This is a genomic window from Amycolatopsis sp. lyj-90, assembly GCF_046549035.1.
GTDB lineage: Bacteria > Actinomycetota > Actinomycetes > Mycobacteriales > Pseudonocardiaceae > Amycolatopsis.
Genome location: NZ_JAJPWP010000001.1, coordinates 1,107,993 through 1,121,028, shown reverse-complemented (window position 1 = coordinate 1,121,028; position 13,036 = coordinate 1,107,993). Strand labels below are relative to the sequence as shown.

Sequence of the window (13,036 nt, the reverse complement as noted above, 5' to 3'; positions counted from 1 at the left end):
TGCTCAAAGTTCCAATCTGTGTGATCCGCCGGCTCCGCACAGGCGGCCGCACCCGGCCGCCCGGAACGAGTTACTCGCCGCCCTTTTGCACGTACGCGCGGACGAAGTCCTCGGCGTTCTCTTCGAGCACGTCGTCGATCTCGTCGAGGATCGTGTCGACGTCCTCACCCAGCTTCTCGCGCCGCTCCTGGCCCGCCGGACCGCCGCCCTCGAACTCTTCGTCCGAGTCGCCTCCGCCGTGCTTTTCGATCTTTTCCTGAGCCATCTCGCCTCCCGGTGTGGCCGATGTTTCCTAGCCTACCCAGCGGTCCCGACATTCCGTGGGATCCGTGATCGCTTAACCCCGATGAAAGGAAATCCCGCTAGTCCGAACCGGTGAGCGCCTCCACCAGCTCCTCGGCGGTCGCGGAGTCGTCCAGCAACTTCCCCACGTGGGCCTTCGTGCCCCGCAGTGGCTCCAACGTCGGGATCCGCACCAGCGATTCCCTGCCGACGTCGAAGATGACCGAATCCCAGGACGCCGCGGCGATGGAGCTGGCGTACTTCTCCAGCGTGCGGCCCCGGAAGTAGGCCCTGGTGTCCGAAGGCGGGTTCGTGATCGCCTCCTGCACCTCCTCCTCGGTCACCAGGCGCTTCATCGAACCCCTGGTGACGAGCCTGTTGTACAGGCCCTTGTCCAGCCGGACATCCGAGTACTGCAGGTCGACCAGCCGCAACCGCGGCGCGCCCCAGGCCAGCTGGTCCCGCGCGCGGTAGCCCTCGAGCAACCGCAGCTTCGCCGGCCAGTCCAGCCTGTCCGCGCATTCCTGGGGGTCCCGCGCCAGCGCGTCCAGGATCTCGCCCCAGACCCGCAGGACCTCCTTGGAGGCTTCGTCCGCACCGGTGCGCTCCAGGTTCGCCGACGCGATCTCGTGGTAGGCGAACTGCAGGTCCAGCCCGGTGTACTTCCGGCCGTTGGCCAGCGACACCTTCGCCTTGAGCGTCGGGTCGTGGCTGATCTGGTGCACCGCGCGCACCGGCTCGTCCAGTTTCAGGTCGTCGAACCGGATGCCCGCCTCGATCAGGTCCAGCACCAGCGCCGTCGTCCCGACCTTGAGGTACGTCGAGTACTCGGCCAGGTTCGCGTCACCGATGATGACGTGCAGACGGCGGTACTTGTCCGCGTCGGCGTGCGGTTCGTCGCGGGTGTTGATGATCCCGCGCTTGAGCGTCGTCTCCAGGCCGACCTCGACCTCGATGTAGTCGGAACGCTGCGAAAGCTGGAAGCCCGCTTCCTCGCTCTGCTGCCCGACCCCGACGCGTCCCGAACCCGTCATCACCTGACGGGACGCGAAGAACGGCGTCAGTCCCGCGATCACCGCGGTGAACGGGGTCGACCGCTGCATCAGGTAGTTCTCGTGCGTGCCGTAGCTCGCGCCCTTGCCGTCGACGTTGTTCTTGTACAGCTGCAACGGCGGCTGGCCGGGAACGGTGGCGGCCTTGCGCGCCGCCTCCTCCATGACCCGCTCGCCCGCCTTGTCCCAGATGACCGCGTCACGCGCGTTCGTCACCTCGGGCGCCGAATACTCCGGGTGAGCGTGGTCGACGTACAGCCGCGCGCCGTTGGTCAGGATCACGTTCGCCGCGCCGAGATCCTCGACGTCCGGATCGTGGCCAGGGCCGCTCGGGCCGGTCAGGTCGAAACCACGGGCGTCGCGCAGTGGCGATTCCACCTCGTAGTCCCAGCGAGCACGCCGTGCCCGCGGGATGTCCGCCGCGGCCGCGTAGGCCAACACGACCTGGGTCGAGGTAAGTACCGGGTTCGCCGTCGCGTCGCCCGGCACCGCGATGCCGTACTCGACTTCGGTTCCCATGATCCGCCGCATACCCACCACCCTACGGGGTCGGAGGCGTGCGACGATGCCCCCCATGTCAGGCAGTGACGAACTCGTTGCGCTCTATGACCTCGGCGGAACCGCCGTGGGAGCGGCCACCCGGTCCCGGGTCCGTGCCGAAGGACTCTGGCACGCGGCGGGCGTGGTGTTGGTCCGTTCGAGTGACGGAGGCTCCGTCTACGTGCACCTGCGCACCCCCACGAAGGACGTCTATCCCTCCACTTGGGACTGCTGGGCGGGTGGCATCGTCGCGGCGGGTGAGACGCCCGAGGAGTGCGCCCGACGGGAACTGGCTGAAGAACTGGGTGTTCACGGAGTGGAACTGCGGCCGCTTTTCGTCCATATCACCGACGACGACACGATCCGCTGCCACAACTTCGCCTTCGAAACGCGCTGGGACGGTCCCTTCGTCCATCAGCCGTCCGAAGTGGTCGAAGGACGGTGGCTGACGCTGGACGAGTTGCGTTCGTGGCTCGACGATCCGGAAAGCCGGTTCATCCCGGACGGACGTCTCGGCGCGCTGGAGTGGTTCCGGCGGGAAGCCGCCCGCTAGGCCGAACGGAGGCGCTGCGCGACGATCGACAGCAGGCGCCTGGCCGCGTCGGTCGCGCGCGCCTCGGTCCCGGCGGTCACGCTGAGCGCGGAGACGAGCTTCCCCTTGGCGAGCAACACGGTGCACGTCGTGCCTTCGCACCAAGCCCGCTGCACTTCGATACCGGACTGCTTCGTCAACGTGAGCTTCTTGCCTTCGCAGACCGCCTGGGTGACGACGTCCGAAGCGTCACGGTCGGTGTACTCGGTCACCTGATGTTCCAGCGTCGAGCCGCTCGGGTACGACCAGGCCGTCGAGCGGCTCGTGCCGCGGGTGAGACCGGTCAGACAGCCGGACACCTTGCTCTCGCCCGGGACGACTTCTTCCTCGGCGACGTCTTCGTCGGTCAGCAACGCGGCGGAAACGGCCGCGGGGACCGGAGCCCGGGTCGACGAGGGCGGAACCGGGGCGGCCTGCGGCTTGACCGAAGGCTGCACCGGTTCGACCGTCGGCGTGGGCGTCGGGTCGTCGTAATAGGTGTCGAGGTCGTTGGGCCGGTCCGCGCAGCCGGACAAACCGAACAGCGCGACCGTCGCCACCGCGAGAACCTGCCGATGACGCACCCTCAAGCCTCCCCGGTGACCCGCCAGACGTTTGCCGCGAGACTAGTCCAGCCCCTCAATGCCAGCCGAGGCAGGACCTGTGCCGCCAGTAGGCGACGGGTTCCTCGGCGAGCGCGGCCAGCTCCGCGAGTTCGTCCGCGGTCGGCTTCACCTTGGTGGCAACGAGATTCTCCGCGAGCTGAGCCGTACTCGACGGGCCGATGACCGCGACCGGCCGCCAGTCCTGCGCGAGGACCGCCGCGATCGCCACCGCGTCCGGGCCTGCGTCGTGTTCGCGCGCGATCCGCGCGAGTGCGGGCGGCGGCTCGACCACCAGCCGTCCGTTCGCGACGGTTTCCTTGACCAGCACCCGTTTCCCGGCCGCCTGCGCTTCCGCGAGCGCCGGGCCGGCGGAGGGTTCGAGCAGATTCCACGTCGACTGCACGGCGCTGAACACCGGCGTCCCGGACACTTCCAGTTCGAACGCCCGGCGGATCGCGTCGGCCTGCGCGGGCCCGGACGTCGAGAACCCCACTGGAACACCGTCTGCCGCGAGTTCGGCCAGCGCGCCGACGAGCCGCTCGTCGGTGAACAGCGGACTGTCCACAGTGAGCGAGTGGACCTGGTAGAGCGTGACCGCTTTCCCCAGCAGGTCAACAGTTTCCGCCCATTGCTCGGCGAACCGTGCCGCGGTGTGCTCCTTGACCTCGTGCACTTCCGCGTCGAGCTTCCACTCTCCCACGTAGCGGTAGCCCCATTTGCTCGACACCGTCACGTCCGAGTGGGCGCGCTCGGCGAGCCACCCGGCGAGGAACTCCTCCGAAGAACCATACGAACGGGCGACGTCGATCCAGCGGACGCCCGCGCGGTACGCGTCGTCCAGCACGTCGTAGGTCGCCGCGCGCATCGCCTCGAACCCGCGTCCGGGCGGCAGCGCGTCGACCCGGCCGAGGTTGATGTACGCGGGCCTGCCGAGCGCCGCCAGTCCGACGGCGATCCGTTCGCCGACCGGGATTTCCGAGGCTGTCACCGGGCTCCTTCGTTCTTGTGGCGGAGGATGGCGAGCCATTGACTCGAGTTCTGCGCCTGCCGGTGGAGCTTTTCGAGGCGGGCCGCCGGAGCCCGAACGTAACCCTTGCCGAAGACGGGCGCGATCTGACGGAGGCTGGCACCCTCTTCCCTGGCGGCGAGAAGCGCCCAGTCGGACGCGTCGGCGCAGGCCGCGGAGGCGCGCCGCAGCTCCCCCAGGATCTCGATCAGTTCGGGAGCGCTCACCTCCCCGGCCTGGACGGCGGCCGCCGTCGTTTCCAGCCACGCCAGGACATCGGCCTCGGTGATCGGCGCGCGCGGGCGCCCGGAGGATTCGCTCACAGCCCGGAAGTATAGGGCGTTATACGCGCGCCGAGCGTGACCACCACGCCGGGAGTGTGTTCCCTGACGTCCGGGATCCGGTCCGCCAGAAGCCGGGCCGAGCGTCGCACCGTGCCGAAGGGGTCGGCCGCCAGCCCCGTGTCCACCAGGAGTTCCAGCAATGCCCTGCTCTGGCGGCCCGCGACGGCCACCTCTCCCCCGGTCGAGATCTCCAGCGCGCCGAGCCATCCGTAGGACGCCACGAGTGGGTGCCTCAGTGCGGGAACGACCGCGCGAACGATCTCGACGGCCTCGGTCCACATGTCGGGGTCTTCGGGATGGAAGCACTCGCGCCAGGCCACCGCGGGATCGTCCGCGTCCTCGAAGACGGTCTTCGGATCCAGGGGACCGAAACGCCCCGATCCGTTCGCGAAAGTCCCGTCCGGCAGGACGCGCAGCGCCCAATGCTCGCTGGCGCGCTCATGACCTGACACGCGCAACTCGCGGCCGGGCGCGGGTTTCATCCGGGCGGGGAGCACGGGAGGGACCGGTCCGTCCGGAATCTCGGGACCTCGGGCGGGGAGGAGCCCGCCCCCTTCGGTCAGGCCGATCAACCCGTCCTGCTCGGCCAGCCACCCCACCGGATCCACCGTCGCGGCGAGTTCGTTGATCCAGTCCGCCGTCGCCCCGGTGACGGTCAGCCGTCCGTCTTGATCGAGTTCGACCTCCCACGGGATCCCGCCGGTCTCGCCGAGGGCGCTCGCAGCGGCCACGAGATCGCCCGCCGCATGGCGCCACATCCCGGAAAATTTCTTCCCCATTCCCGGAACGTACTGGAGGCGTCGGACACATCGTCCGAAAACCGCTGGAGTGCACAGTGGATTCCCGATTCACTGAGTTCGCAGTCGAGGGCTCAGGAGAAGGACAATTGGGACGTTTCGGTATCGCGATCCGATTCGCGGCACTCGCGATCGTATGGGGCGCTAGTTTTCTGTTCATCAAAGTCGGGCTCACCGGCCTGTCGCCCGCTCAGGTGGCACTCTCCCGCGTCTGCCTCGGCGCGCTGGCGCTGATCGCCATCGCCGCCTGGCGCCGCAAGCCACTCCCCCGCGATCCGGCCGTATGGGGCCACCTCGCGGTCGTTTCCGTGCTGCTGTGCGTCATCCCGTTCCTGCTGTTCTCCTGGGCCGAGCAGTACATCTCCTCCGGGCTCGCCAGCATCTTCAACGCGACGACCCCGCTGATCACCATGCTCATCGCGGCGGCCGCGCTGCCCTCCGAGCGCTTCACGAAGGCCCGGACGACCGGCCTGGTCCTCGGTTTCCTCGGTGTGCTCACCATCGTCGGGGTCTGGCAAGGGATCGATGTCTCCCACGAGCTGACGGCGCAGCTGGCCTGCCTCGGCGCGACGACCTGCTACGGGATCTCGTTCGTCTACGTGCGACGGTTCATCTCCTGGCGGAACCTCGACGCCCCGACCATCGCGCTCGGGCAGGTCTGCTGTGGGGCCGTCGTCATGCTTGTGCTCGCGCCGTTCATCGCGACGACGCCGGTGCACCTCGACACGACGATCGTCCTCAGCATGATCGCGCTCGGGGCGTTGGGCACCGGACTCGCCTACGCCTGGAACGCGTCGATCATCGCGGCGTGGGGCGCGTCGAACGCGTCGGCGGTGACCTACCTCACACCCGTTGTGGGCGTGCTGCTCGGCGTCCTGGTGCTCGACGAACCCCTGGCGTGGAACCAGCCCGCCGGCGCGCTGCTCGTCGTCCTGGGCATCCTCGCCGCGCACGGGCGACTGAGCCTGCGCAAGAAAGTCAAGGAACCTGTGGCCGTGTGAACGAACCGAAGGGGCCCTTCACCGCGTGTTCCGCGGTGAAGGGCCCCTTCGGTTCTCGCCTTACAGGTACTGACCGGTGTTCGTGGCGGTGTCTATCGCCCGCCCCGAATCCTGGTTCTTGCCGGTGACGAGCGTGCGGATGTAGACGATCCGCTCACCCTTCTTGCCGGAGATCCGGGCCCAGTCGTCCGGGTTGGTGGTGTTGGGCAGGTCCTCGTTCTCCGCGAACTCGTCGACGATCGCGTCCAGCAGGTGCTGCACGCGCAAGCCGGGCTGCTGGGTCTCCAGCACCGACTTGATGGCCGACTTCTTCGCCCGGTCCACGATGTTCTGGATCATCGCGCCCGAGTTGAAGTCACGGAAGTACAGGACCTCCTTGTCACCGTTGGCGTAGGTGACCTCGAGGAACCGGTTCTCGTCCGTCTCCTCGTACATCCGCTCGACGGTGTGCTGGATCATCGCGTCGAACGTCGCCCTGCGGTCACCGCCGAACTCTGCCAGGTCGTCCGCGTGGATCGGCAGACCGTCGGACAGGTACTTGGAGAAGATGTCCTTCGCGCCTTCGGCGTCCGGACGCTCGATCTTGATCTTGACGTCGAGCCGGCCCGGCCGCAGGATCGCCGGGTCGATCATGTCTTCACGGTTGGAGGCGCCGATGACGATGACGTTCTCCAGGCCCTCGACACCGTCGATCTCCGAAAGCAGCTGCGGGACGATCGTGGTCTCCACGTCGGAGGACACGCCCGAACCGCGGGTGCGGAAGATCGAGTCCATCTCGTCGAAGAACACGATCACCGGGGTGCCTTCGGAGGCCTTTTCCCGAGCCCGCTGGAAGATCAGGCGGATGTGCCGCTCGGTCTCCCCGACGAACTTGTTCAACAGCTCCGGACCCTTGATGTTCAGGAAGTAGGACTTCCCGTCCGCCGCGTCGCCGCGTGCTTCCGCGACCTTCTTGGCGAGCGAGTTGGCCACCGCCTTGGCGATGAGGGTCTTACCGCAGCCAGGAGGCCCGTAGAGCAGCACGCCCTTCGGTGGGCGCAGCTGGTACTCCTGGTAGAGATCCGCGTGCAGGAACGGCAGCTCGACGGCGTCGCGGATCTGCTCGATCTGCCGGGTGAGGCCACCGATGTCCTCGTATTGGACGTCGGGCACCTCCTCCAGCACGAGATCCTCGACCTCCGCCTTCGGCACGCGCTCGTAGGCGTAGCCGGCTTTCGAGTCCACCAGCAGGGAATCGCCCGGCTTGAGGGGCTGCTCGGCCAGCGGATCGGAGAGCAGGACGACCCGCTCCTCGTCCGCGTGCCCGACCACGAGCGCACGGGGGCTGCCGCCCTCGACGTCCGGGGCCAGCACCTCGCGCAACGCGCAGACCTCGCCGATCTTCTCGAAGTCGCCGCCTTCTACGACGGTCAGTGCCTCGTTGAGCCGCAACGCTTGTCCGCGCTGCAGCGACGAGACCTCGACCGCGGGTGAGACCGAGACCCGCATCTTGCGGCCCGCGGTGAACACGTCCACCGTGTTGTCCTCGTACGCGGTCACGAACACGCCGTAACCGCTCGGAGGCTGGGCCAGCCTGTCGACCTCCTCTCGCAACGCGAGCAACTGGCCACGCGCCTCGCGGAGCGTCTCGACCAGTTTCGTGTTGCGTTCAGTGAGTTGGCTCACTCGTTCCGACGCCTCGGCGAGTCGCTGCTCCAGGACTCGGTTCTGACGTGGCGAATCGGTGAGCTTCCGGCGCAGCAGGGCCACTTCCTCCTCGAGGAAGCGAATCTGACGTGCCTGCTCGTCGGACGTGGTTCCAGCTCCGGTCGTTTCTGAAGGGTCGGCCTCCTCGCGCCGACCTCCGGGAAGGTCATGATGCATTGGGCACCTCCTCGGAGTGCTTTTCATTCCACGGTACCGGCGATCACCGACAATAAAAGGCCTTTCCGCATCACAAGATCGGCGCGTCGCGTTCCGGACGACCTGACAGCACGTACGTTCACACCGCGCAAGGGGCCATCCCGGTGCCGGGTCTGGCACTCCCATGGTCACATTCCGTCCACCTGCCCTGACCTGCGGCGGAATACCCGGCTCCGTCCGGGTGCAAACGGGTTTCCGGTATCAGTTCGGCCCTAATCGAGCGGCGATCCGGCTCGATGGCTAGCATCGGGCCGACGTTCGCCGGGGAGGCGAACCGGCCTGTCGTGTTGAGCATTTTCGCAGAACAGCTAGGGGGCATCAGCCATGACTTACCCGCCGCAGCAGCCCGGCGGCTACGGACAGGATCCGTACGGCCAGCAGGGCGGGTACCCGCAGAGCGGCGCCCAGCCGCAGCAGGGATACCCCGGTGGCGGCCAGTACGGTCAGCAGCAGCCTGGTCAGTACGGACAGGACCCGTACGGCCAGCAGCAAGGTGGCTACCCGCAGAGCGGCCCCCAGCCCCAGCAGGGATACCCCGGTGCCACGCAGCAGTTCGGCCAGCCGGATCCGTACGGTCAGCAGCAGCCTGGTCAGTACGGACAGGATCCGTACGGTCAGCAGCAGGGCGGTTACAACGCCTACCCGCAGGAAGGCGGCGGCTACGGTGAGCCGCCCAAGAAAAAGAAGACCGGACTGATCGTCGGTATCGCGATCGGCGCGGTCGTGCTGGTCGGCGGCGGTGTCACCGCCCTCGTCATCGCCCTGAACTCCGGCGACGACAACCCGACAGCGGCCCCGCCTGCCAGTTCGAGCAGTGCGGCCCCGACGGGTTCCGCTTCCTCGTCCTCGAAGCCGTCCACTTCGTCGACCCGGAGCAAGTCCAGCTCGCCCAGCACCTCGGCGACCAAGGGCTCCGGGCCCGCCCCGCTGGGCAAGGCGACACCCGAAGAGGTCGCGGACGCCGTGTTCAACGCCTACAACTCGGGCGATGGCAAGACGGTCGCGCAGTCGGCCTGCCGCAGTGTGAACACCAAGGACGACATCTCGATCGCCAAGGACCTCAAGATCACGAAGTCCGGGGACCTGGCGACCACCGGAGAGTCGGCCAAGCTCCCGATCACGGCCACCACGAACGGCAAGACCGAGTCAGGGGTCCTCAACTTCAAGAAGGAGTCGGACCTCTGGTGCTTCGTCGGCGCGAAACGCTGACCCGGAACCGGTGTCCAGCAGGCTGATCGCCGTTCTCGCCGGATGCGGCGCGGTCGTGGTGGGTGTAGTGGTGGGGCTGCTGCTGGTGGCCCCGTCCGGCTCCGACCCGGCCGCGTCGAGCACCGCCGCGCCCCCGTCGTGGCCGAGTCAGTCCCGTCCGGTCCCGGTGGATCCGGACGTGGCCGCGGTCGAGGTGGTGGGCAAGGCGATCGCCGCGGCGATCGTCAACCACGACGCGACGGCGTTCGGCAAGCTCACCTGCGTCCAGCAGTCGTCGGCCGATCTGGCCGAGCTCAAGCGGAAGTGGGAGGCGGCGGGCAAGGTGTCCGCGACCGTCCCCGACCCGCCGACGGTCAGCGGCGACTCGGCCACGGTGACCGTCCATGTCGAGGGAGCAGGCGGTCAGAAGGACACGCCTTTCCCGCTGAAGAAGCGCGAGGGCAAGTGGTGCGTGCCGTGATGTCTGTCGAGCGCTGAAGTCTCCGTCGGGCGCTGGGCGCCCTTGGGGAGACCGTTCGCGGATACCGGCCCCACGTCGGTGATGAGTCGGGGGCGGCTCAGCCGAGGGAACTCGACCTTCGCACCTTTCCCAAGTACGTGAAGGCCCCCTTCCTTGCGCTAGACGCAAGGAAGGGGGCCTTCACGTACTTCGGGGGCTGCGGTCAGCCCTTGCCGGAGCGGCGGTGGACCCGCGGCGAGACCGTGCCGTCGGCCAGACGGCGAGCCGTCAGCAGGAACGCGGTGTGCGCGACCATCCGGTGGTCCGGCCGCACCGCGAGGCTCACGACGTGCCAGGGCCGCATGAGCGTCTCGAAGGATTCCGGCTCGGTCCAGCACTGCTGCTCTCGCAAGGCCTCCGTGATCCGCGAAAGCTGTGTGACCGTCGCCACATAGACCGTGAGCACCCCGCCGGGCACCAGATGCGCGGCGACCGTCTCCAGCTGGTCCCACGGAGCCAGCATGTCGAGCACCACCCGATCGACCTCGCCGGTGTGCGTCGACAGATCCGCGACCGTCAGCGACCAGTTGTCCGGTTTGTGGCCGAAGAACTTTTCCACGTTCCGCTCGGCGTGCTCGGCGTGGTCGTCCCGGATCTCGTAGGACTGGACGGTGCCCTCCGGCCCGACCGCCCGCAGCAGCGAACAGGTCAGCGCGCCGGAACCGGCGCCGGCCTCGAGCACCCGCGCGCCCGGGAAGATGTCGCCCCACATCACGATCTGCGCGGCGTCCTTCGGGTAGATCACCTGCGCGCCGCGCGGCATCGACAGCACGTAGTCCGGCAGCAGCGGGCGCAGCGCCAGATAGTTGCTGCCGCCTGCCGAAGTGACGACCGAACCCTCCTGCGCGCCGATCACGTCGTCGTGCGCCAACGCGCCGCGATGGGTGTGATATTGCTGCCCCTCGGCGAGCACCATGGTGTAGTGCCGCCCCTTGGAGTCGGTCAGCTGAACCCGGTCACCAATACGAAACGGCCCACGGACCGACACTGAACCTCCATACGCGCGAACTGATCGACGACCGATCCTCGCAGGTGGCCGTCCCGGGCTACGCCGGGGGTCGGCTCCTGGTCATCGCGGCGCGCAGGTCCTCGCGCCGGAGCACGCCCGCGGGCCTGCCTTCGTCGTCCACGACGAGGAACTGCCACGCGGCGGTTTCCCGGACACGCTCGGCGATCTCCTCCCCCGACTCCGAGGAAAGCAGCACGGTGTCGGCGCGAATCGGCTCGGCGGCCATCTCCGCCGGCGCGTGCGGCGACGTTCCCGCCAGCTGCGCGGCGGCCTGCTCGTCGAGCAACCCCGCCGCCACACCGTCGGCACGCACCAAGACCACTCCACGGCCCGCCGAAGCGGCCAGCGCGTCCGAAACGGGGCTTTCCGCGGGAAGCTGGAGCACGGGCCGGACGAGCTCGCTCAGCCGCACACCTTCGGGCCAGCCTCGACGGGTTTCGGCGGCGAGTTCGCTTCGCGCGCCGAGGATCACGAACCACGCTGTCACGACACAGACACCGAGCCGGAGCCAGCGGTCTTCACTGCCCGCCGCCAGCCCCCACAGCGCCCAGACGATCAGTCCGGCCGCGACGACACCGCCACCGACGACGGCGGCCCGGGTGCCCTTGTCCCGGCGGCCCGTGGCCGCCCAGACCCCGGCGCGGACCAGGCGCCCGCCATCGAGCGGGAGCCCGGGCAGGAGGTTGAAGATCCCGACGGCGAAGTTCGCGACGGCGCATTCGGCGATGAGCAGCCACGCCGCGCTCTCCGGCGGGACGGCGAACATGAGCAGCCCACAGAAAGCGCCGAGCAGCAACGAAACCGCCGGTCCCGCGGCCGCGACGAGCCCTTCCTGCCGCGGTTGACGGGGAGTCCTCGCCACCTCGGAGAGGCCGCCGAGGAGGAAGAGGCGCAAGCGCCGGACCGGGATGCCGAGGCGCAGCGCCACCAGGCAGTGCCCGAGTTCGTGTGCCAGCACCGAAAGCCCGAGCAGGACCGCGAACGCGGCCGCCAGCAGCCACGAGGTCAGCGTCGTCGCGCCGGGCAGGAACCGGCCGACCAGTGGCGTGTAGAGCACCACGATGACCAGCGAGCCGATCCACCACGAAGGAGCGAGCAGTACGGGGATCCCGGAGACGCGGAACAGCAGGAGCCCACCGTCCGGTGCCACGCCTCGTCGAGGCGGGCCCTGCTCACCCGTCACCGCCATGTGTCAGAGCGTAGATGCCCAGGTGTGGGGTGCGGGTAACCCGCCCTTCCCGTCCGGGTGGTGTCGGTCAGGCCACTCCGGTGCGTCGCAGTCCCGGAACTGTCGGTACCCGGCGCTACCCTCCCTGCATGCCCGACACCGACACGGTCACCGCCGATCCGCCGCCCGGCGCCGAAGTCCCGCGCCGTCGGCCGGCCCTGTCCCCGTCGCGTGCCAGCGACTTCAAGCAGTGCCCGCTGCTCTACCGCTTCCGCGCGGTCGACAGACTGCCCGAGATCCCGACGAAGGCCCAGCTTCGCGGCACGCTGGTGCATTCCGTGCTGGAGCGCCTGTTCTCCCTTCCGCAGGCCGATCGCACCCCGCCGCAGGCCAAGGACCTGCTCGCACCGGCGTGGGAGGACCTGTCCGCGGAACGTCCGGAGTGGATCGAGCTGTTCGATCAGGACGACCCCGAGGCCGTCACGTCCTGGTTGTCGTCGGCGGAGCAGCTCGTCGACACCTACTTCGGCCTCGAGGATCCGAGCCGGCTGGAGCCCGAAGCGTGCGAGCTGCACGTCGAGATCGAGCTGGGCTCCGGGGTGCTGCTGCGGGGCTACGTCGACAGGCTGGACGTGGCGCCGACCGGCGAGATCCGCGTCGTCGACTACAAGACCGGTGCCGCGCCGCGGGAGATCGGTGAGGCCAAGGCGATGTTCCAGATGAAGTTCTACGCCGTGGTCCTCTGGCGGCTTCGCGGTGTCGTGCCGCGTCAGCTGAAACTGATGTACCTCACCGACGGGCAGTCCCTCGCCTACACGCCCGACGAGGGCGAGCTGGTCCGGTTCGAGCGCACGCTCGAGGCGATCTGGCAGGCGATCCTCAAAGCGGGCAAGACCGGCGATTTCCGGCCCAATCCGAGCAAACTCTGCGCGTGGTGCGATCACCAGGCGCTCTGCCCGCAGTACGGCGGCACTCCCCCGCCGTACCCCGGCTGGCCCGAGCCGGATCCCGGCGAGGAGTCCGTATTGGACCGTGCGGATTAGGGTGCCCG

General features: G+C 68.6%; 14 protein-coding genes. 5 read left to right on the top strand and 9 right to left on the bottom strand.

The features are described from left to right. Positions 1-70: 70 nt before the first annotated feature. Positions 71-265 (bottom strand): ubiquitin-like protein Pup, encoded by a 195-nt coding sequence (locus tag ACLJPX_RS04780; protein ID WP_005150863.1) that lies wholly within the window; start codon positions 263-265, stop codon positions 71-73. 97 nt (positions 266-362) lie between these two features. Further along, on the bottom strand, positions 363-1,865 hold the full coding sequence (gene dop, locus ACLJPX_RS04775; RefSeq protein ID WP_410598894.1) for a depupylase/deamidase Dop: 1,503 nt from the start codon (positions 1,863-1,865) through the stop codon (positions 363-365). Between the two features lie 43 nt (positions 1,866-1,908). Between dop and ACLJPX_RS04770 the strand changes: the two genes are divergently transcribed. After that, positions 1,909-2,427, top strand: coding sequence for an NUDIX hydrolase (locus ACLJPX_RS04770; protein WP_410598893.1), 519 nt, complete (start codon positions 1,909-1,911; stop codon positions 2,425-2,427). Here ACLJPX_RS04770 and ACLJPX_RS04765 read toward each other — a convergent pair. From ACLJPX_RS04765 to ACLJPX_RS04750, 4 genes are read right to left on the bottom strand one after another with little or no spacing between them, the layout of a single operon-like run. Then, positions 2,424-3,029: a hypothetical protein gene (locus ACLJPX_RS04765; protein WP_410598892.1), complete on the bottom strand. Its 606-nt coding sequence runs from the start codon at positions 3,027-3,029 to the stop codon at positions 2,424-2,426. The two genes, ACLJPX_RS04770 and ACLJPX_RS04765, sit on opposite strands and share 4 nt — an antisense overlap. Positions 3,030-3,084: 55 nt before the next feature. Beyond that, the gene (locus ACLJPX_RS04760; protein ID WP_410598891.1) at positions 3,085-4,038 is read right to left on the bottom strand and encodes an aldo/keto reductase; all 954 of its coding nucleotides are present in this window, start codon (positions 4,036-4,038) and stop codon (positions 3,085-3,087) included. Next, positions 4,035-4,379 (bottom strand): hypothetical protein, encoded by a 345-nt coding sequence (locus tag ACLJPX_RS04755; RefSeq protein ID WP_410598890.1) that lies wholly within the window; start codon positions 4,377-4,379, stop codon positions 4,035-4,037. Before ACLJPX_RS04755 ends, ACLJPX_RS04760 begins: the two co-directional genes overlap by 4 nt. After that, positions 4,376-5,179 (bottom strand): hypothetical protein, encoded by an 804-nt coding sequence (locus ACLJPX_RS04750; protein ID WP_410598889.1) that lies wholly within the window; start codon positions 5,177-5,179, stop codon positions 4,376-4,378. Before ACLJPX_RS04750 ends, ACLJPX_RS04755 begins: the two co-directional genes overlap by 4 nt. 107 nt (positions 5,180-5,286) lie before the next feature. Here ACLJPX_RS04750 and ACLJPX_RS04745 point away from each other — a divergent pair, with 107 nt between their 5' ends. After that, the gene (locus tag ACLJPX_RS04745; protein WP_410598888.1) at positions 5,287-6,198 is read left to right on the top strand and encodes a DMT family transporter; all 912 of its coding nucleotides are present in this window, start codon (positions 5,287-5,289) and stop codon (positions 6,196-6,198) included. A gap of 60 nt (positions 6,199-6,258) precedes the next feature. On the opposite strand, the gene arc is transcribed toward ACLJPX_RS04745, so the two are convergent. Continuing rightward, a complete protein-coding gene (gene arc / locus ACLJPX_RS04740; protein WP_101607673.1) occupies positions 6,259-8,061 on the bottom strand; it encodes a proteasome ATPase in 1,803 nt (600 codons plus the stop codon). Between the two features lie 363 nt (positions 8,062-8,424). On the opposite strand from arc, the gene ACLJPX_RS04735 reads away from it, so the two are divergent. After that, complete coding sequence (locus tag ACLJPX_RS04735; protein WP_410598887.1) at positions 8,425-9,309, top strand: hypothetical protein; 885 nt, start codon at positions 8,425-8,427, stop codon at positions 9,307-9,309. A 10-nt stretch (positions 9,310-9,319) separates the two neighbouring features. Then, the gene (locus ACLJPX_RS04730; RefSeq protein ID WP_410598886.1) at positions 9,320-9,769 is read left to right on the top strand and encodes a hypothetical protein; all 450 of its coding nucleotides are present in this window, start codon (positions 9,320-9,322) and stop codon (positions 9,767-9,769) included. Positions 9,770-9,971: 202 nt separating this feature from the next. Here ACLJPX_RS04730 and ACLJPX_RS04725 read toward each other — a convergent pair whose 3' ends face one another. Together ACLJPX_RS04725 and ACLJPX_RS04720 are read right to left on the bottom strand one after the other, a co-directional pair. Further along, the gene (locus ACLJPX_RS04725) at positions 9,972-10,796 is read right to left on the bottom strand and encodes a tRNA (adenine-N1)-methyltransferase (RefSeq protein WP_101607670.1); all 825 of its coding nucleotides are present in this window, start codon (positions 10,794-10,796) and stop codon (positions 9,972-9,974) included. A 58-nt stretch (positions 10,797-10,854) separates the two neighbouring features. After that, positions 10,855-12,006: a M50 family metallopeptidase gene (locus tag ACLJPX_RS04720; RefSeq protein ID WP_101607669.1), complete on the bottom strand. Its 1,152-nt coding sequence runs from the start codon at positions 12,004-12,006 to the stop codon at positions 10,855-10,857. A gap of 128 nt (positions 12,007-12,134) precedes the next feature. On the opposite strand from ACLJPX_RS04720, the gene ACLJPX_RS04715 reads away from it, so the two are divergent. Then, complete coding sequence (locus tag ACLJPX_RS04715) at positions 12,135-13,028, top strand: RecB family exonuclease (RefSeq protein ID WP_101607668.1); 894 nt, start codon at positions 12,135-12,137, stop codon at positions 13,026-13,028. Positions 13,029-13,036: the final 8 nt, after the last annotated feature.

Excerpts from the sequence above, each read along its gene's own strand:
- ACLJPX_RS04780 (WP_005150863.1), bottom strand. The coding sequence starts at position 265 with ATGGCTCAGGAAAAGATCGAAAAGCACGGCGGAGGCGACTCGGACGAA.
- dop (WP_410598894.1), bottom strand. The coding sequence starts at position 1,865 with ATGCGGCGGATCATGGGAACCGAAGTCGAGTACGGCATCGCGGTGCCG.
- ACLJPX_RS04770 (WP_410598893.1), top strand. The coding sequence starts at position 1,909 with ATGTCAGGCAGTGACGAACTCGTTGCGCTCTATGACCTCGGCGGAACC.
- ACLJPX_RS04750 (WP_410598889.1), bottom strand. The coding sequence starts at position 5,179 with ATGGGGAAGAAATTTTCCGGGATGTGGCGCCATGCGGCGGGCGATCTC.
- arc (WP_101607673.1), bottom strand. The coding sequence starts at position 8,061 with ATGCATCATGACCTTCCCGGAGGTCGGCGCGAGGAGGCCGACCCTTCA.
- ACLJPX_RS04735 (WP_410598887.1), top strand. The coding sequence starts at position 8,425 with ATGACTTACCCGCCGCAGCAGCCCGGCGGCTACGGACAGGATCCGTAC.
- ACLJPX_RS04720 (WP_101607669.1), bottom strand. The coding sequence starts at position 12,006 with ATGGCGGTGACGGGTGAGCAGGGCCCGCCTCGACGAGGCGTGGCACCG.
- ACLJPX_RS04715 (WP_101607668.1), top strand. The coding sequence starts at position 12,135 with ATGCCCGACACCGACACGGTCACCGCCGATCCGCCGCCCGGCGCCGAA.